Genomic DNA, 18,049 nt, shown 5'->3' with positions numbered 1-18,049 from the left:
GGGGATCTCTTGGCTGGGGGCTGTCGGTGCGCGTACCTGCCCCCTCGCGGGGAAACCCGCGAAGAGGCCCTAACAGGCTAGCGCTGTCGCCGGGGGGCGCCTGCGCCCTGAAAAGTGTTTATCATAGGCATCTCTTTGCCTGGCTTGCACGATCACCATGACCGAGAACGACTATACCCTCGCCTGGGGCCTCTACGCCCTTGCCGCCCTGGGCTGCCTGCTGGTGGGCTTCAAACTCACCGGCTGGATGTGGCGCTGGCTGCGTGAACCGCTGCGGGTGATCCTGGCGGTGCTGCTGCTGACCCCAACCATCGTAGACCCGGTCAAGGAAAGCTTCGCCCCGGCCATCGCCATCACCACCCTGGACGTTGCCTTCAAGGTGGGCAACAACGCCTGGCGCGCGGTCTCCGATTTCGCTCTGTACGGCATGATCGCCTTCGCGCTGTATGCACTGTTCGTGCTGGTCCGCTGGCCACTGGAAAAACGCGCCCGCGAGCGCCGTGCGAATGCCGAGGCTACCGCCAAGCGTCAGGCAGCCGAGGATGAGCAGGTCGCGTCCGAGTCCGCCTTCGGCGCCGACCGCCGCGACCGCTACCGCGACGACCCGGCGCCAACGCCGATGACCGGCCGTGGCCGGGTAGAACCGCGCTTGTAAACGGAGCGACGAGCATGTGTGAACTGCTGGGCATGAGTGCCAACGTCCCTACCGACATCGTCTTCAGCTTTACCGGCCTGATGCAGCGGGGCGGGCGTACCGGCCCGCACCGTGATGGCTGGGGCATCGGGTTTTACGAAGGCCGTGGCCTGCGGCTGTTCCAGGACCCGGCGGCGAGTAGCGAATCGGAAGTCGCCAACCTGGTGCAGCGCTACCCGATCAAGAGCGAAGTGGTCATCGGCCACATCCGCCAGGCCAACGTCGGCCGGGTCTGCCTGTCCAACACCCATCCGTTCGTCCGTGAAATGTGGGGGCGCAACTGGTGCTTCGCACACAACGGCCAGCTGGGCGACTTCAAGGGCGAGGCGACGTTCTACCGGCCCGTGGGCGACACCGACAGCGAAGCGGCCTTCTGCGACCTGCTCAACCGCATCCGTGCGGCTTTCCCCGAGCCTGTGGAGGTGGAGCAGTTGCTGCCGGTGCTGGTGGAGGCCTGTGCCGGTTACCGTGGCAAGGGCGTGTTCAATTGCCTGCTCAGCGACGGCGACTGGCTGTTCTGCTTCTGTTCGACCAAGCTGGTACACATTACCCGACGCGCGCCATTCGGTGCCGCGCGTTTGAAGGATGTCGACCTGATCGTCGATTTTCACACCGAAACCACCCCCAACGACGTGGTCACGGTGATCGCCACCGAAGCGCTCACCGAAAACGAAACCTGGAACCGCTACGAGCCGGGCCAGTGGGCGTTGTGGCGGCACGGAGAGTGCGTTTCCCACGGCCAGAGCTAAGGACGCTGCATGTTCAGAAGTTATCTGCGGTTGCTGCTGTTCACGTTCGGCCTGCTGGCCGGTATCCAGGTTCCGGGGCTGGTCAAGGACTACACCCAGCGGGTCGAGGCGCACCTGTTCGAGTCGCGCCAGGCACTCGACGGTTTCAAGCAGACGGCCGAGCGGTTCTTCAACGGTGACCTGCAGGCATTGCTCAAGCACTATCGCGGCAGCGACGACCCGGTGTTCAACAGCGATGCCAACAGCATCGAGAGCCTGTTGATTCGCAACCAGTTGCTCGAGGATGAATGGCAGGCGTTGCAAGGCTCGTGGGTGAGCCGCACCTGGCATGTGCTGGTGCAGCCAGAGCCACAACTGCGCGAGGAGACGCTCAAGGGCTACAGCTACCAGCTTCTGCTGGTGCCTGAAGCGATTGGCTGGGGGATCGGCACTGGATTCGTGCTGGCGTTTGCCGTCGAGAGCCTGCTGGTGCTGCTTGGCTGGGTGATTCTGGGTGGACGGCGCAAGGCAGTCAAAGAGAGCTGGCGCTAGTCGATTGTCGCCAGCGCCTGCAACGCACCCGCTACAGGGGCGTCCTGGGCGACAAGACCGTCAGACCAGCACGATCCGCTGGCCGCCGACATCCCGCGCATAGCCCTCCAGCACTTGCCTGCACACCCTGACCACTTCGTCGACCAAGGCCACCCCGGTCTGCCACGCCACCACCAGTTCCAGGCTCGGCGGCGGTTGCAGGCCTTCGATCAACACCAGCTCGCCGCGACTCAGTTCCGCATCCACCAGCGCAGGCGGCAGCGCACCAATACCAAAGCCGTCACGCAATAGCCGGGTAATCGCCGCCACCGAGTTCACGCAGTTCAACCGGGGCATCTCGCACCCCGCGCCCTGGAGGAGGCTGAGCACTTCCTGATGTGGCCGCGAATTTCTGGAAAACGTGACGATCCGTTCGCGTCCCAGTTCGGCGAGCGAGGCGTATTCGCGGTGGTGGCTGGAGCCTGTGGCCACCACCCAGCCCATCGGGTAACGGGCCAGGTCCAGGCTGCGAATCGACTGCTCGCGCAGCAGGTCGGTCTGCAGAATCACGTCGAGAAAGCCCTTTTGCAGCTGTTCGCGCAGGTTCAGCGCGGTGTCGGCCACCAGTTCGATTTCCACGTGCGGATAGCGCTCGGTCAGCTCGGCCACCAGCGCGCTCATCCAGGTGTGGATCACCGTGTCCATCACCCCGATGCGAATGCGTCCGACCTTGGTCCGGTCGCTGTCCAGCGACTGTTTCATCGCTTTGGCGGTATCGAGCATGTGCTCGGCGTACTCCAGCACCTTGCTGCCTTCCGGTGTGAGGCTGACGCCCCGCGAGTCGCGCAGCAGCAGCTTAACCCCAAGGTCCGCCTCCAGCGCGGCGATACGGCTGGAGACCGAGGCCTGGGTGGTGAACAGCTTGTCCGCGGTGAGGCGGAAGCTCTTGAGCCGCGCGACCCAGACGAAGGTTTCGAGGAAACGGAGGTTCATGATCAGTTTTTCTTGTTCCAGACCGGCGGTTTTTCTCGTTGGACTCAAGCCGCACGGCCTCTGAACAATGGTGACAGGCCGCGACGCCAGACGTCGTCCATAAAACAATACCAACAAGCCGAGGCAAGCATGAACCCATCCGGCGTGCAACAGGTGTCTTCCCCCAGCTCGACCGGGCCATTGGCCTGGTATCGCGACATCGACAAACAGCAACGACGCACCTTCTGGAGCTGCAAGATTGGCTATGGCCTGGATGGCATGGACACGCAGATGCTCAGCTTCGTCATTCCCACGCTGATCCTGATGTGGGGCATCAGCACCACCGAGGCCGGGCTGATTCATACCAGCACCCTGATCGCCTCAGCCATTGGCGGGTGGATCGCCGGTATTCTCTCCGACCGCATCGGTCGCGTGCGCACCTTGCAACTGACGGTGCTGTGGTTTGCCTTCTTCACCTTCCTGTGCGGCTTCGCCCAGAACTACGAGCAGTTGCTGATTGCCCGTACCTTGATGGGCTTCGGTTTCGGTGGCGAGTGGACCGCTGGCGCGGTGCTGATCGGCGAAGTGATCCGCGCCCAGGACCGTGGCAAGGCGGTGGGCATGGTGCAATCCGGCTGGGCCATCGGCTGGGGGCTCACGGCGATTTTGTACGCGCTGCTGTTCTCCTGGCTGCCGGCGGAGCAAGCTTGGCGGGCGTTGTTCCTGCTGGGGCTGGTGCCGGCGGTGTTCGTGATCTTCGTCCGTCGTCTGGTCAAGGACCCGGAGGTCTATCGTGCGGCCAAGGCGGTGGAAAAGGCCGAGGCGCCTGCGCATTTCTACGAGATCTTCGCCCCCGGCATGCTCTGGACCACCGTGCGAGCCTCCCTGCTGACCACTGGCGCCCTGGGCGGCTACTACGCCATTACCTCCTGGCTGCCGACGTTCCTCAAGAACGAGCGCGGCCTGAGCGTGCTGGGCACGGGCGGTTACCTGGCCATGGTGATCGTTGGCTCGTACGTGGGCTATGTGGTCAGTGCATACCTGTCCGATCTGCTGGGGCGCAAGAAGAACTTCATCCTGTTCGCCGTGGGTTCGTTCGTCATCGTGCTGCTGTACACGCAGATGCCGGTCAGCGATGGCGTGATGTTGTGGTTGGGCTTCCCACTGGGCTTCTTCGCCTCGGGCATCTTCAGCGGCATGGGGGCGTTCCTGACCGAACTGTTCCCCACGCGTATCCGGGGATCGGGGCAGGGTTTTTGCTACAACATCGGCAAGGTGATCGCCGCGCTGTTCCCGTTGATGATCGGGCTGCTCGGCCAGAAGGTGCCCTTGGGGCTGGGCATTGGCGTGTTTTCCGCAGTTTCGTACGGCGTGGTGATCCTGGCGGCGCTGAGCCTGCCGGAAACCCGCGGCAAACAGCTTCAGGCACGTTAAGGTAGGCATATGAACATCGACACGGGAGCACGCAAGGTGAAACGCCTGCTACTCAATTGCGACATGGGTGAGAGTTTCGGCAACTGGCGCATGGGCCTGGACGCTGACGTCATGCCTTACATCGACTGCGCCAACATTGCCTGTGGTTACCATGCCGGTGACCCGAGCATCATGCGCCGTACCGTGGCCATGGCGCTGGATCACGGAGTGACCATCGGTGCCCATCCGGCCTATCCAGACCTGGTTGGCTTCGGTCGCCGGTCGATGGCCTGCAGCAACGAGGAAATCCGCGATCTGTTGCATTACCAGATCGGTGCGCTGGACGGCATCTGCAGGGTGCTTGGCGGCCGGGTGGCTTACGTGAAGCCCCATGGTGCGCTGTACAACGACATGATGGCCGACCCAATCAAGCTGCGCACCGTACTCGAAGCCGTGGCGGCCTATGACACCGGTTTGCCAGTGATGCTGATGGCCACCGCCGACGACAGCGCGGCCCAGGCGCTGGGTGATGAAATTGGCGTGCCGCTGTGGTTCGAGGCGTTCGCTGACCGCGCCTACACCGCCAGTGGGCATCTGGTCTCCCGCCGCTTGCCGGGCGCTGTTCACCACGACCCGGCGCTGGTGGTCGAACAGGCCCTGCACCTGGCCCATGGCGAGGCCCTGGTCGCCAGCGATGGCAGCGCGCTGCGCCTGAACGCCAGCACCCTCTGCGTGCACGGCGACAACGACAGCTCCGTGGCCGCCGTGCGCCAGATTCGCCAAGCCCTCGATGCGCTGGAGCGCGCATGAAGGTGCGTATCGAGGTCGTGGCCATCGACAGCCTGATGGTGCGCCTGTTCGACGCCATCGACGAAGCCAACATGCCGTGGATCCTGGCGGCCAGCCAGCGGCTTCGGGCGGCCTTCGGAGAGCGCCTGGTGGATCTGGTGCCGTCCTATACCACGTTGATGGTGCAGTGCGACCTGGCGCCGGCAGAGGCGAGGAGGTTGATCGTACACGCGCTGGAAGGTGTGCAGCCAGATACAGGCAACAGCGGGTATCGGCATGAGATTCCGGTGTGGTACCACGCCAGTGTCGGCCCTGAACTGCCGGTGCTGGCCGCCCGCAGCGGCTTGTCCGAGGACGAGGTGATCCGTTTGCACAGTGAGCGCGAATACCCGGTTTTCGCCTTGGGCTTCGCCCCCGGTTTCGGCTTCATGGGGCTGGTGGACGAGCGCTTGGCCTCGCCACGCCTGAGCACTCCGCGCAAACGCGTGGCGGCGGGCAGCGTCGGTATTGCCGAGCGTCAGACCGCGGCCTACCCGGCAGTATCGCCAGGGGGCTGGAACTTGATCGGGCGCACCCCGGTTCGTTTGTTCGACCGACAACGCAAGGGCTACAGCTTGCTGCAACCGGGTGACCGGGTGCGCTTCGTGGCGGTCACCCATGCCCGGTTCCTGGCGTTGGGTGGCGATGACAGCCCGCTGGAGGCACAGGCATGAAGCAGTTGAGGATCGAAACCAGCACCGCGCTGTGCCAGGTGCAGGACGCAGGGCGCTTTGGCGTCCGGCATCTGGGGGTGACCCAGGGCGGGGCGTTGGATTGGGTGGCGATGTACTGGGCCAACTGGCTGCTGGGTAATCCATTGGGCGCGCCGGTAATCGAAGTGGCGCTGGGCGGTTTTACCGTCCTGGCCGAGCAGGATTGCGTGCTGGCCCTGGCCGGCGCTGACCTGGATGCGCGGCTTGACGATCAACCTTTATCGCCTTGGCGCGCGTTCACGCTGGCCAAAGGGCAGCGGCTGACACTCAGGCAGCCTAAACAGGGCGTTCGAGCCTACCTGGCGGTGCCCGGTGGGGTCGATGCCGAAGCTGTCCTGGGTAGCTGCGCCACGGTCGTGCGTGAAGCATTGGGCGGCGTCGATGGTTGCGGGGCGCCTTTGAGCAAGGGGCAGGTGCTGACGTTCGAAGGCAGCGCATCGGCCTTGAGTGAGGTGCCCGAAACGCTGCGTCCAGGCTATGGCGCAAAGCCTGTTCTGGACCTGGTGATGGGCGCGCAGATCGGGGATTTCAGCGGCACCAGTCTGTTCGAGACGTTCAATTCGGACTGGGCGCTGGACAGCCGCGCCGATCGCATGGGGATTCGCCTGTTGGGACCGCAATTGGTCTACCAGGGCGCGCCGATGATTTCCGAGGGTATCCCCCTGGGAGCCGTGCAGGTGCCACCGGATGGGCAGCCGATCGTGCTGCTCAATGACCGTCAGACCATTGGTGGGTATCCACGACTGGGGGCATTGACGCCGCTGGCACTGGCGCGATTGGCCCAGTGCATGCCGGGGGCGACGGTGCGGTTCAGGGCAGTGCTTCAGGAGGATGCCTGGCGGGAGCAGCAGGCTTACCTGCGCCGTTGGGGGTAACGCCAAAGGCCCTGTCGCCCCGACGAACCGTGGCGACAGGGCCGCTATCGACCGAGCCTACTTCGACAGATACCGCATGCCATCCTCCAACCCCTGCAAGGTCAGCGGGTACATCTTGTCCTCGATCAGATCCCGTACCAGATGCGTCGAAGCCGTGTAGTCCCAGGCTTGCTTAGGATAGGGGTTGATCCAGATGATCTTCTTGAATTTCTCCATGAAGCGCTGCATCCACACATACCCGGCTTCTTCGTTCCAGTGCTCGACGCTGCCACCGGGCTGGGTGATTTCGTAAGGTGCCATCGCCGCATCCCCGACGAACACGACCTTGTAGTCATCGCCGTACTTGTGCAGCAGGTCGAAAGTGGAGAAGCGCTCCGAGGTGCGGCGCAGGTTGTTCTTCCACACCGACTCGTACACGAAGTTGTGGAAGTAGTAATACTCCAGGTGCTTGAACTCGGTCTTGCAGGCCGAGAATAGTTCTTCGCACACCTTGACGTGGGCGTCCATCGAACCGCCGATGTCGAACAGCAACAACAGCTTGACCGTATTGCGCCGCTCGGGGCGCATCTGGATGTTCAGCAGCCCGGCATCGCGGGCGGTGTGGTCGATGGTGCCGTCGATATCAAGCTCTTCGGCGGCGCCTTCGCGAGCGAACTTGCGCAGGCGGCGCAGGGCCAGCTTGATATTGCGGGTGCCGAGTTCGACCTGGTCGTCTAGATTCTTGTACTCGCGCTGGTCCCAGACCTTGACCGCCTTGCCCTGGCGCTTGCCGGCCTCGCCCACGCGAATGCCTTCGGGGTTGAACCCGCCCGAGCCGAACGGGCTTGTGCCGCCGGTGCCGATCCACTTGTTGCCGCCGGCGTGGCGTTCCTTCTGTTCTTCGAGGCGCTTCTTGAATTCCTCGATCAGCTTGTCCAGGCCGCCCAGGGACTGAATCTGCGCCCTTTCCTCATCGCTGAGCGAGCGTTCGAACTCCTTGCGCAGCCAGTCCTCGGGGATCAGCGCCTCAAGGTGTCGGTCGAGGTTTTCCAGGCCCTTGAAGTAGGCCGAGAACGCCCGGTCGAACTTGTCGAAATGACGCTCGTCCTTGACCAGGATGGCCCGTGCCAAGTAGTAGAATTCGTCCATGTCGGCGAACACCACACGCTTTTGCAGGGCATTGAGCAGGTCGAGCAACTCGCGCACCGACACCGGTACCTTGGCCGCGCGCATTTCATTGAACAGGTTGAGCAGCATGGCCGGCTCCTGTCAGCGGTTGCCGCGTCGGCTCATGAAGGCCAGGCGCTCCAGCAGTTGCACGTCCTGTTCATTCTTCACCAATGCCCCGGCCAGCGGCGGGATGGCCTTGGTCGGGTCGCGCTCGCGCAGCACCGCTTCGCCGATGTTGTCGGCCATCAGCAGTTTCAGCCAGTCGACCAGCTCGGAGGTAGACGGCTTCTTCTTCAGGCCCGGTACCTTGCGCACATCGAAGAACACGTCCAGCGCTTCACTGACCAGCGATTGCTTGATGTTCGGGAAGTGCACGTCGACGATCTGCTGCAGCGTGTCGCGATCGGGGAAGGCGATGTAGTGGAAGAAGCAGCGGCGCAGGAAGGCGTCGGGCAGCTCTTTTTCGTTGTTGGAGGTAATGATGATGATCGGGCGCTGCTTGGCCTTGATGGTCTCGTCGATTTCGTAGACGTAGAACTCCATCTTGTCGAGCTCTTGCAGCAGGTCGTTGGGGAACTCGATGTCGGCCTTGTCGATTTCGTCGATCAGCAGGATCACCCGCTCGTCAGCCTCGAACGCCTCCCACAGCTTGCCCTTTTTCAGGTAGTTGCGCACGTCGTGGACCTTGTCCACGCCCAGCTGCGAATCGCGCAGGCGACTGACCGCATCGTACTCGTACAAGCCCTGGTGGGCCTTGGTGGTGGATTTGATGTGCCAGGTGATCAAACGGGCGCCGAAGGAGGCGGCGAGTTGTTCGGCGAGCATGGTCTTGCCGGTACCCGGCTCACCCTTGACCAGCAACGGGCGCTCCAGGGTGATCGCTGCGTTGACTGCCAGTTTCAGATCGTCTGTGGCGACGTATTCACGGGTACCTTCGAACTTCATGAACCGCTCCTCGGTGGGTGTCCGTACTGGCCCTCGCGGCGTACCGGAGGGAGCCGGGTTGTCGGCGACAGGGCCGAAACGGACAACACAGGTTTGTCATTTGCCAGCGACTATAACCCGCGCCCAGGCAGCTGGAAACGCAGACCGGGCATTCAGTCTCTGAATGGTGCGTCGCGCTAATATTCAGTCGGAATCAGGAGAAGGCTGCTCATAACGTGCATTGAATGCTTCGATGAAGCCATTGCGCAGTATCTGCAGGAAGGCCTCGAAGGCGCTGACATCCTGCTTGTGTACGCTGCCACTGAGTTCCACGCGGGTGGCGAACTGGTTCTTGGGCTGGTTTTTCAGCACGGTTTCGCTGGCACCGACCAGCACCTCCCAGATCGAGCGGAACCAGCCTTTGTTCTTGTTCTCGACATCCTGCTGCCAGTCGAACACATCGACATCGCGCAGCAGCGGCTTGATGTAGCCGCTTAGCCTGCCGTCGCTGGCCTGGGCTTCGATCACTAGGTCGCCATGGCCGGCATTGAAGTCGAACTTGCCGTAGGCACTGGCAAAGTCGTTCAGTCGGCGCAGTTCGATGCCGGTGGCACGCAGGCGGAATTCGAAGTTGTCGAAGTCGCTGAACGGGTCGAAGGTCGCGCGGCTTTCTACCCGCGCATCGCCCAGCAAGCGAGCGCTGCCGTCGAAACGGGCGTCACGACGGCCTTTTTCGTTGCGTACGTTGGTCAGGTTGAGCACCTTGGCGTTGAGCTGGGTGGCCTTGAGGTCGACCGGCGGTCTGGAGTTGAAGTTATGAAAGTTCAGGGTGGCGTCTTCGATACGTACCTCATTGAGGGTGATGGGCAGCAGCTTTTCCAGCTGTTGACGCCAGTCGGTACCCTGGCCGGTCTGCGAGGACTGTTTGTTGCCACCATCGACGAAGTTAAGCTCGGGGCGCACGAAGGTGACCTCAGCGACGACTGCCCGGTCATACCACAGCGAACGCCAGCTCACCGAGAGGTCGATCAGGGGGGCGTCGAGCAGGGGCACTGGCACCTTGCCGGTGGTCTTGACGATCTTCAGGCCGTTGATCTGGTAGGCCCCTCGCCACCAGGCAAGGTCCACATCGCTGACCTGGCCGCGGTAGTCGCCCATATCGGCAAGTTTTTCATTGAGGTAGTCGCGCACCAGGTAAGGCAGTGCCAGGTGCAGGGCCGCCAGCAGCACGAGCAGGCTGGCCAGGCCGACCAGCGGCCAACGGTAGCGAGCGGTCATTGGGGCTCTCCTGGGCAGGTTGAAGGGTGGACCACGGGGCTGGCGGGGGAGTTCGAACAGGCTTTACTGGCCACCGGGGCAGGCTTAACCTTGAAGTCTTTCCCTGCATCTCATGTTCAAGGACACTGCCATGAGCCGTATCTACGCAGACAACGCCCATTCCATCGGCAATACGCCGCTGGTGCAGATCAACTGCATCGCCCCGCGTGGGGTGACCATCCTGGCCAAGATCGAAGGGCGCAACCCTGGTTATTCGGTGAAATGCCGGATTGGCGCGAACATGGTCTGGGACGCCGAGAGCAGCGGCAAGCTCAAGCCGGGCATGACCATCGTCGAACCCACCTCGGGTAACACCGGTATCGGCCTGGCTTTCGTTGCAGCGGCCCGAGGCTACAAGCTGATCCTGACCATGCCGGCGTCCATGAGCCTGGAGCGACGCAAGGTGCTCAAGGCCCTTGGTGCCGAACTGGTGCTCACCGAGCCTGCCAAGGGCATGAAGGGGGCGATCGAGAAGGCCAATGAAATCGTCGCTGGCGACCCTGCTCAGTACTTCCTGCCCGGCCAGTTCGACAACCCGGCCAACCCGGCGATCCACGAAAAGACCACCGGCCCGGAAATCTGGAACGACACCGACGGCGCCATCGACGTGCTGGTCGCAGGCGTTGGCACCGGCGGCACCATTACCGGTGTATCGCGCTATATCAAGCACACCCAGGGCAAGTCGATCCTCTCGGTGGCCGTGGAGCCGGTGGCTTCGCCGCTGATCAGCCAGACCCTGGCCGGCGAAGAGCTCAAGCCCAGCCCGCACAAGATCCAGGGCATCGGCGCAGGCTTCGTACCGAAGAACCTCGACCTGTCGATCGTCGACCAGGTGGAGACGGTCACCGACGAAGAGTCCAAGGCCATGGCCATCCGCCTGATGCGCGAAGAGGGCATTCTTTGCGGCATCTCCTGCGGCGCGGCCATGGCGGCGGCGGTGCGCCTGGCCGAAAAGCCGGAGATGCAGGGCAAGACCATCGTGGTGATTTTGCCCGACTCCGGCGAACGCTACCTGTCGAGCATGCTGTTCAGCGACATGTTCAGCGAGCAGGAAAACCAGCAGTAAGCTGACACCGGGCAATACTCGGCGAACCGGTTTATTACAAAATCTTTAATACAGCCATCCCGTTCCGGTTGTTTTTACCGGAGCGGGATCGGTTTATGATGGCCGGATGATTTTCGTCAGCATCAGGCAGCGCTGGCCTGCTGCTCAGCAAGGAGTGTTGCATGACCTTTTCCTTCGTCGCCAAGGCAGGTGTGCTGCTGGTGTTCTTCGGCAGCGTGCTGTTCGTGCACCTGCGTGGCAAGGCGCGGCTCCCGGTGTTGCGCCAGTTCGTCAACCATTCGGCACTGTTCGCCCCCTACAACGCGCTGATGTACCTGTTCTCCGGAGTGCCGTCCAAGCCTTACCTGGACCGCACACGCTTTCCTGAGCTGGATGTGCTCAAGGATAACTGGCAGGAAATCCGCGAAGAGGCCATGCGCCTGTTCGACGAGGGCTACATTCGCGCTGCCGAGAAGGACAACGACGCTGGCTTCGGGTCGTTCTTCAAGAAGGGCTGGAAGCGCTTCTACCTGAAGTGGTACGACAAGCCGCTGCCATCGGCCGAGGCACTGTGCCCCAGGACCGTCGAGCTGGTCAGCAGCATTCCCAACGTCAAGGGCGCGATGTTTGCGCTGTTGCCCGGTGGCAGCCACCTGAACCCGCACCGCGACCCGTTCGCCGGCTCCCTGCGTTATCACCTTGGGCTGTCCACGCCGAACTCCGATGCCTGCCGTATCTACGTCGACGGGCAGGTGTATGCCTGGCGTGACGGTGAGGACGTGATGTTCGACGAGACCTACGTGCACTGGGTCAAGAATGAAACCGACGTCACCCGCGTGATCCTGTTCTGCGACATCGAGCGCCCGCTCAGCAGCTCGCTGATGACCCGCATCAACCGTAAGGTCAGCGCCTTCCTCGGGCGTGCCACCGCGCCGCAGAACACCGATGACGAGCGTGTTGGCGGCATCAACCAGGCGTACGCCTGGAGCAAGCGCTTCAGCAACAAGATCAGCACCCGCATGAAGCAGTTCAAACGCGCCAACCCCAAGGCCTACCGCATCCTGCGGCCAGTGCTGGCAGTGGTGGTGGCGTACTTGCTGTATCGCTGGTTGTTCTGATTGTTGCGAAAGTTCGCCCTGGGGCCGCGTGGCGGCCCTTTCGCGACACAAGGCCGCTGCCACCGCTCATCGAGTGCTTGTCGCAGGAACAATCCACCGCTATAGTCCTTCGCAGTCATTTCCTCGAAGACCCTGTTCATGCCTGCCATCCCTACCACCACATGCTTCGCCATCGCGCCAGTCGCGGGCAGGGGCGTGCGTGGCAGTCAGCAGCCGGTCATGATCAGTCATTACCCACCACCTGTCAGTGGCGTCGTAGGCGGCGTAGCTCCGCCTCGCTGCGTGGTCGTGCTGGGCTGATCGGCTTCTGGCCGTCTCCCTTCGCACCCGCAACCTACTGAACACGGTCGGCGACTTCCCTCACTGAAGCACACGCCCTCCGTTCGGCTTTTTTGCCCGATTACAGGTGGCATACATGTCTGTCTTTTCCAAAGCGTCCGTGGCCTCGGCGGCCACGACCAGTCTGTTCGTCCTGCTGTGGAGCAGCGGTGCGATCGTTTCCAAGCTCGGTCTGGCCCATGCCAGCCCGTTTGCCTTTCTCCTGCTGCGCTCGGCGCTGGCCTTGGCCGGTCTGCTGCTGATCAGCCCGTTGCTCGGACTGCGTTGGCCGCGAGGCCGTGCGGCGGTGCTGCGGGCCTTGGGCACCGGTTGCGTGCTGCTGGGCGCCTACCAGATCTTCTACCTGCTGGCGCTCGACACCCACGTCACCCCTGGGGTGATGGCCACGGTGATGGGCGTGCAACCGATCCTCACCGTGGTGATCATGGAACGCCAGCGTTCCTGGAGCCGGCTGTTCGGTCTGGGCCTGGGGCTTGGCGGGTTGGTGATGGTGGTGTTTCAGGGCATCAACCTGGGCGGGGTATCGCTGGCCGGCATGCTGTTCGCATTGCTGGCGCTGGCCAGCATGACGTTGGGTTCGATCCTGCAAAAGCGCATCACCGACAACCCCATGGGCACCTTGCCGCTGCAGTACCTGGCCGGTTTTGCCCTGTGCGGGCTATTCGCACCGCTGCAACCGCTGCATGTGCAATGGAGCAGTGGCTTCATCGGCGCGCTGCTGTGGATGGGGCTGGTGGTGTCGTTGCTGGCCACCTTACTGCTGTACCGGCTGATTGCGCGGGGTAACCTGGTCAATGTCACCAGCCTGTTCTACCTGGTGCCTGCGGTGACGGCGGTGATGGACTTGCTGATCTTCGGTAACCGCCTGGCGCCGCTCAGCTTGTTGGGCATGGGGCTGATCGTGGTCGGTCTGCTGTTCGTGTTCCGCAAGCCGGCGGCACGGTTGGCCGAGGCGTAAGCGCTTAGCGGAACTCTTCGGGGATGGTGTGGCGCAGCACGCCTTCCTCGAAGTCCAGGGTGCCGGCTTCGCGCTGGGTCAGCAGATAGTAGAGCACGGTGTCGAGTGAACGTGCAGGCGGGACTTCGACGGCCAGCATCCTTACCGCCTTTTCGACTTCGCAGGGGCAGCCAAAATCCTCGAGCGCTGCGCGCACTTGTTCCAGGTCGCCTGCGGCTTTTACCAGGATGCGGAACACCGAAGCACCGCCGCCGTGCAGCAGGGTTTCGAACCAGCATTGTTCGCCGTCTTCACGGATGCTGATGGTGTCGCCGGGTGCGATGCCGTAGGCATAGAAGGGAATGCTGTCGACCTTGTAGCCAGCTACGGTGGGCTTTGCCCAGAGGCCTTCGACCGACGCGGGTGGGTAACCTTGGGCATCCTGCTCCAGGCGCCAGAGCACGATCTTGTAGGCTGGGGTTTGCTCGGGGGGCATGGGGCGTTACGTGTCGGGAGGGCTGCCTATCGTAATGCGGTTTGGCTTGGGTGTCTGTACCGATTGAGATTGGGTAGGGGCCACCTGGGGCATGCCGAGCGTTTTGTTGCGTATTCGAAACCGAGCGCCGCCCGCGCGGCGCATCGCGAGCTACGCTCGCTCCTACGTTTGTATTCGGCCAAAACGCCTGTGACAGGTGCGCGCGACCGCCTTGTGTGTACGTCGCGCGCAATTCGCGCAGGCATAATTGGCCCGAAACAAACGTAGGCGCTCGCGATGCGCCGCGCGGGCGGCGCTCGATCTCAAACGCGGCACAATGCCACCGACAAGCCCATCAAAAATAATACCCAATATTGATATTGGTCCGGTAATACCAGTCATTGCTACCCACCGAGCGGGTGCTGGTCCAACCGGTCCCGTTCTCCGCGCCGCCGAAAGGGTTGGCATTGCGTGCCCAGGTCAAATCGACCCAGGCCATGATCGGCATGGCCAGGAACTGGGCGCCGACCGTGAACATCTGCGAGTCGTCCCAACCGCTTTTGTCTTTCATCATCCGGCTGTAGTCGGTGTAGAACTTGATCTTCTTCAATTGCCCCAGGTTGGGCGTGAACACGTCGTAGCCGACGTTCACCGCACCGATGGTCGCCTTCGAGGCAATCAGGTAGGCCGGCGTCAGGCCGTTGCCTCCCATCAATACGGCGTCGTCACTGACCCCTGCCGGGTTCTTCGGGTCGTACGCATAGCGGATCGCCTGGCCAGTGATTGTCCATGGCCCGTGATTGAACAGGGCATGCACGCCGCCAGCCCAGTAGTCGCCGTCATCGTCAGTGGTGGCGTTGTACAGTTCAGCCGCTGCCAGCGACGCGCCGAGTTCGGATTTCCAACCTTCGCCACTGAACGTGCGGGCCACGCGCGCGTTGACCTGGTGGCGCTTTTCGTTGTCCTGGCGAGACTGGGTGAAGGGAACGGCGTTGTCGTTCAAGTCGGCATAGCGCCCGACTTCTGGCGAGTAACGCAGGCTGGAGGGCAACATGCGCGGGAAGTACCCCAACTGCAGGTCCCATCGATCATCCTTGTAGCTGTATTTGAGGCCCGTACCGGCACTCACGCCGTAGCCCATGAAAAATGGAATGTGATAGCTCCAGCCAAATTGCGGGTAGGGTTCCAGGCCGAAGGGTTTGAACGGCGCGCCCAGTTGCAGGTTGGCTTGCGGGCTGAGGCGGTAGCCGACGAAGCCGCGGTCGATGGAGCGTTTGCCGTCATCCTGGAACCAGTAGCCGACATCGCTGAATAACTGGCGGTGGCTGGCCTGGACATCCAGGCGGAAGGTGTCGAACAGGAAGCGGCCATTGTTCTCGGTGGTGTCCCAGTGCTCGTCGCGGTAGTTGATGCGCAGGGCTCCGCCGATATCCAGGCTGCTTTGCCCATCGTCACTGCGCCAGGCGATGTGTGGGAACGGCTTCTTGACCGCTGGCGGCTGGTCGGGGGCGGCGGGGCCGGGTTCGGAGGCGAGACTTGCGCAACTGCCGAGAATGAAACCGAGGCTTATCACATATTTGTTCATGCCATGCCCTGCAAGATTAAGTAGTTTTCCCCAGGCAATAAGGGAGCGTCGCCCTGGATTGCGGGTTTTTTGTTTCAGGGGTGATACGTTGTTTTGCACAGGGAATGGAGCAGGTTTTGTGCCAGTGTTTTAAAGTTGTAAAATATCCATGTAAAACAGTTATTTATATTTGAAACGCATTATTTCGTGCCGTATCTGGAACAGGCCGGAAGTTGGGTTACCGATCTGCCCAGCGAATGGGCGAATGTGCACCAGCGTGGTTCTGTTGCCCGTTCAGGCCTGTTCACGGGTGAACCCGCTAAATGCACGCCCCCCCTAACCAGGCGCAAAAAAAACCGGCCGCGAGGGCCGGTTCAAACGACGCGTGAGCAAGCACGAGATTTACTTTAAAGATCTAGCACCAAACGCCGGCTCTTGCACCCGGACACACACACCATCATCGAACCGTTGGCGGCGCGCTCGGCCTTGGTCAGCACACCGTCACGATGGTCGATCTCGCCTTCGATGACCCGTGTCTCGCATGAACCACACACGCCTTCGCGGCAGCTGTAGTCGATGTCGCAGCCTGCTTCGAGCAGTGCATCCAGCAGGTTCAACCCAGGCTCGACGGTGACTGTCTTGCCCGACCGGCTCAGCTCGACACTGTAGCTGACCTGGGCATCCTCGGACGGCGCCACTTCCACAGCCGTAAAGCGTTCGATGTGGGCATGGGGGTAGCCCAGGTTTTCGCAGGCCTGCTCGAAGGCATCGAGCATCGGCGTCGGTCCGCAGCAGTAGAAGTGCGTGTCGCTCGGGCGCCCGGCCAGGTAGCCCGCCAGGTCCGGCAGACAGCCCTTTTCGTCATTGAAGTGGTAGACCACCTTCGCCCCAAGCCCGGCGATGTCCTCCAGCAGCGCCGCCTCCTTGCGCGAACGGGCGCAGTAGATCAGCTCGGCCGACCTGCCGAGCGCCAAGAGTTGACGGAACATGCAATAGATCGGCGTGATGCCGATGCCACCGGCCACCAGCACGCTGTGGCTGGCGCGGGTGTCCAGGGCGAAGTTGTTACGCGGCTGCGAGATCTGCAATTGCATGCCCACCCGCAGTTGCTCGTGGATGTAGCGCGAGCCCCCGCGGCTGGCGCGGTCGCGCAGGATACCGACCACGTAACGGCCCTGATCGCTCGGCGCGTTCAGCAGTGAGTAGCTGCGCACCAGGCCGTTGGGCAGGTGCAGGTCGATGTGCGAGCCAGCCTCGAACGGCGCGAACACCGTGTCGCCCCAAGGGCGCAGCTCGACGCTGATGATGCCTTCGGCTTCATGGCGCAGGGTGTGCACCAGGGCACTGATGGTGGAGGAGTTGGACATCGGTCACCTCAGCCCAGTTGCTTGGTTTCGATCAGGGCCAGTTGTTCCTTGGCCTTGCTCTTCAGGTAACGGCGCAGGCGCACCACACCCAGGTCGTGCTGGTAGAGGTTCTCGCGCTGGTTGGCGTCCGGCTCCATGAATTCCAGCAGCACCCGGTCCTGCTCCAGCACCGCCCAGTGGCGGGCCTCCAGGCGGTTCTTGTAGAGGAAGCGCCAGGTGTCGCGCTGCCAGCCGGTCAGTGGACGGGCGCGCCAGTGGAACACGGCGGACAGGGCACGGCTGCTGGGGGTGTAGCTGCCGATGATGGTGAAGTTGCCGCCAGGTCCGCCGGTCTTCGGGTAAGGGATTTCCAGGCGCAGCCAGTGGCAGCCGTTGTCGAGGAATTCGGTCCAGTCGAAATTCACCCCGCGCTGGCCCTCCTTCTCGAAGAAGAAGCCTTGCTCGGTGTCGCGGGTGACGAACTTGGCGGTGGCTTCGCCTTCGCTCATGGAGTGGGACATCTTGTGCAGGTAGGTGCCGTGCATTGGGTCCATGACGTTGTCGAGCACATAGCGATAATCGCCTTTCCACTCGGTGTAGCAGAGGAAGCTGCTCCACTCGGGCGAGGTCAACTGCTCGGGCAGTACCAGCGCCGGAGGCGTTTCCAGATGCGGGTCGGCGGCGTTGAACAGGAAGATCGCGCCCGCCGCCTCGCGGGTGTGGAACATTCGCGTCGGGCGGCTGCCTTCGAGCTTGCAGCCGGGGCTGCCGGGCACTTTGGTCACGGTGCCGTCGCAGCGCACTTCCACACCGTGGTAAGGGCATTGCAGGCGATCGCCCAGCACCGGCCCCTGGGACAGCGGCGCGCCACGGTGCGGGCAGTGGTCTTCGAGGGCATGGACGCTGCCATCGTTGTCGCGCCACAGGGCGATCTTGTAGCCCAGGCGGCGAATCGAGACGGGTTTCTCGCCCAGCAGTTCCGACGGCAAAACCGGGAACCAGAGGTCTTTCAGGCCGTTGGCCAGGTGTTGCTCAACAGGATCGACGGTTACGTGCATGTTCATCTTGTTCTACCTCCAGC

The 18,049-nt window shown here is 62.6% G+C and carries 19 protein-coding genes; 11 read left to right on the top strand and 8 right to left on the bottom strand.

From position 1 onward, the window contains the following. Positions 1-157: 157 nt before the first annotated feature. Genes IF103_RS17720 through IF103_RS17710 form a run of 3 tightly spaced genes read left to right on the top strand, consistent with a single transcriptional unit; the run spans position 158 to position 1,974 of the window. Positions 158-655: a hypothetical protein gene (locus IF103_RS17720; protein ID WP_023381758.1), complete on the top strand. Its 498-nt coding sequence runs from the start codon at positions 158-160 to the stop codon at positions 653-655. A 14-nt stretch (positions 656-669) separates the two neighbouring features. Further along, entirely contained in the window at positions 670-1,443 is a 774-nt protein-coding gene (locus tag IF103_RS17715) for a class II glutamine amidotransferase (protein ID WP_023381757.1), read from the top strand. A gap of 9 nt (positions 1,444-1,452) precedes the next feature. After that, positions 1,453-1,974 carry a DUF2937 family protein gene (locus tag IF103_RS17710; RefSeq protein WP_023381756.1) on the top strand — a complete coding sequence of 174 codons (522 nt, stop codon included), beginning with the start codon at positions 1,453-1,455 and terminating at the stop codon, positions 1,972-1,974. Between the two features lie 60 nt (positions 1,975-2,034). Here IF103_RS17710 and IF103_RS17705 read toward each other — a convergent pair whose 3' ends face one another. After that, a complete protein-coding gene (locus IF103_RS17705) occupies positions 2,035-2,946 on the bottom strand; it encodes a LysR family transcriptional regulator (RefSeq protein ID WP_023381755.1) in 912 nt (303 codons plus the stop codon). Between the two features lie 129 nt (positions 2,947-3,075). Between IF103_RS17705 and IF103_RS17700 the strand changes: the two genes are divergently transcribed. From IF103_RS17700 to IF103_RS17685, 4 genes are read left to right on the top strand one after another with little or no spacing between them, the layout of a single operon-like run. After that, positions 3,076-4,359: an MFS transporter gene (locus IF103_RS17700; RefSeq protein WP_027907424.1), complete on the top strand. Its 1,284-nt coding sequence runs from the start codon at positions 3,076-3,078 to the stop codon at positions 4,357-4,359. Between the two features lie 9 nt (positions 4,360-4,368). Continuing rightward, on the top strand, positions 4,369-5,148 hold the full coding sequence (locus IF103_RS17695) for a 5-oxoprolinase subunit PxpA (RefSeq protein ID WP_186598952.1): 780 nt from the start codon (positions 4,369-4,371) through the stop codon (positions 5,146-5,148). After that, on the top strand, positions 5,145-5,840 hold the full coding sequence (gene pxpB / locus IF103_RS17690) for a 5-oxoprolinase subunit PxpB (RefSeq protein WP_202675515.1): 696 nt from the start codon (positions 5,145-5,147) through the stop codon (positions 5,838-5,840). Before IF103_RS17695 ends, pxpB begins: the two co-directional genes overlap by 4 nt. Beyond that, the gene (locus IF103_RS17685; RefSeq protein ID WP_202675514.1) at positions 5,837-6,754 is read left to right on the top strand and encodes a 5-oxoprolinase subunit C family protein; all 918 of its coding nucleotides are present in this window, start codon (positions 5,837-5,839) and stop codon (positions 6,752-6,754) included. Before pxpB ends, IF103_RS17685 begins: the two co-directional genes overlap by 4 nt. A gap of 57 nt (positions 6,755-6,811) precedes the next feature. On the opposite strand, the gene IF103_RS17680 is transcribed toward IF103_RS17685, so the two are convergent. The 3 genes from IF103_RS17680 to IF103_RS17670 all read right to left on the bottom strand — a co-directional run bounded on the left by IF103_RS17680 (position 6,812) and on the right by IF103_RS17670 (position 10,105). Then, complete coding sequence (locus IF103_RS17680; RefSeq protein ID WP_023381750.1) at positions 6,812-7,990, bottom strand: vWA domain-containing protein; 1,179 nt, start codon at positions 7,988-7,990, stop codon at positions 6,812-6,814. 12 nt (positions 7,991-8,002) lie between these two features. Next, entirely contained in the window at positions 8,003-8,848 is an 846-nt protein-coding gene (locus tag IF103_RS17675) for an AAA family ATPase (protein ID WP_023381749.1), read from the bottom strand. Positions 8,849-9,031: 183 nt separating this feature from the next. Then, positions 9,032-10,105 (bottom strand): AsmA family protein, encoded by a 1,074-nt coding sequence (locus IF103_RS17670; protein ID WP_023381748.1) that lies wholly within the window; start codon positions 10,103-10,105, stop codon positions 9,032-9,034. Positions 10,106-10,235: 130 nt separating this feature from the next. On the opposite strand from IF103_RS17670, the gene cysK reads away from it, so the two are divergent. The 4 genes from cysK to IF103_RS17650 all read left to right on the top strand — a co-directional run bounded on the left by cysK (position 10,236) and on the right by IF103_RS17650 (position 13,604). Beyond that, entirely contained in the window at positions 10,236-11,210 is a 975-nt protein-coding gene (cysK, locus tag IF103_RS17665; RefSeq protein WP_202675513.1) for a cysteine synthase A, read from the top strand. Positions 11,211-11,371: 161 nt separating this feature from the next. Then, on the top strand, positions 11,372-12,307 hold the full coding sequence (locus tag IF103_RS17660; RefSeq protein ID WP_023381746.1) for an aspartyl/asparaginyl beta-hydroxylase domain-containing protein: 936 nt from the start codon (positions 11,372-11,374) through the stop codon (positions 12,305-12,307). A 138-nt stretch (positions 12,308-12,445) separates the two neighbouring features. Then, positions 12,446-12,607 (top strand): hypothetical protein, encoded by a 162-nt coding sequence (locus IF103_RS17655; RefSeq protein WP_252189409.1) that lies wholly within the window; start codon positions 12,446-12,448, stop codon positions 12,605-12,607. 115 nt (positions 12,608-12,722) lie between these two features. Beyond that, positions 12,723-13,604, top strand: coding sequence for a DMT family transporter (locus tag IF103_RS17650; RefSeq protein ID WP_023381745.1), 882 nt, complete (start codon positions 12,723-12,725; stop codon positions 13,602-13,604). A gap of 4 nt (positions 13,605-13,608) precedes the next feature. Here IF103_RS17650 and IF103_RS17645 read toward each other — a convergent pair whose 3' ends face one another. From IF103_RS17645 to IF103_RS17630, 4 genes are all read right to left on the bottom strand, one after another. Next, on the bottom strand, positions 13,609-14,079 hold the full coding sequence (locus IF103_RS17645; protein WP_027907428.1) for a DUF4265 domain-containing protein: 471 nt from the start codon (positions 14,077-14,079) through the stop codon (positions 13,609-13,611). Between the two features lie 334 nt (positions 14,080-14,413). Then, on the bottom strand, positions 14,414-15,643 hold the full coding sequence (locus tag IF103_RS17640; protein ID WP_104883396.1) for a putative porin: 1,230 nt from the start codon (positions 15,641-15,643) through the stop codon (positions 14,414-14,416). A 386-nt stretch (positions 15,644-16,029) separates the two neighbouring features. Continuing rightward, the gene (locus IF103_RS17635; RefSeq protein WP_202675512.1) at positions 16,030-16,989 is read right to left on the bottom strand and encodes a PDR/VanB family oxidoreductase; all 960 of its coding nucleotides are present in this window, start codon (positions 16,987-16,989) and stop codon (positions 16,030-16,032) included. 8 nt (positions 16,990-16,997) lie between these two features. After that, on the bottom strand, positions 16,998-18,032 hold the full coding sequence (locus IF103_RS17630; RefSeq protein WP_023381741.1) for a Rieske 2Fe-2S domain-containing protein: 1,035 nt from the start codon (positions 18,030-18,032) through the stop codon (positions 16,998-17,000). Positions 18,033-18,049 lie beyond the last annotated feature (17 nt).

Source organism: Pseudomonas sp. SK2, assembly GCF_016772395.1.
Lineage (GTDB): Bacteria > Pseudomonadota > Gammaproteobacteria > Pseudomonadales > Pseudomonadaceae > Aquipseudomonas > Aquipseudomonas taiwanensis.
Note: the sequence above shows the minus strand (reverse complement) of the source record. Positions and strands in the feature narration are given on the sequence as shown.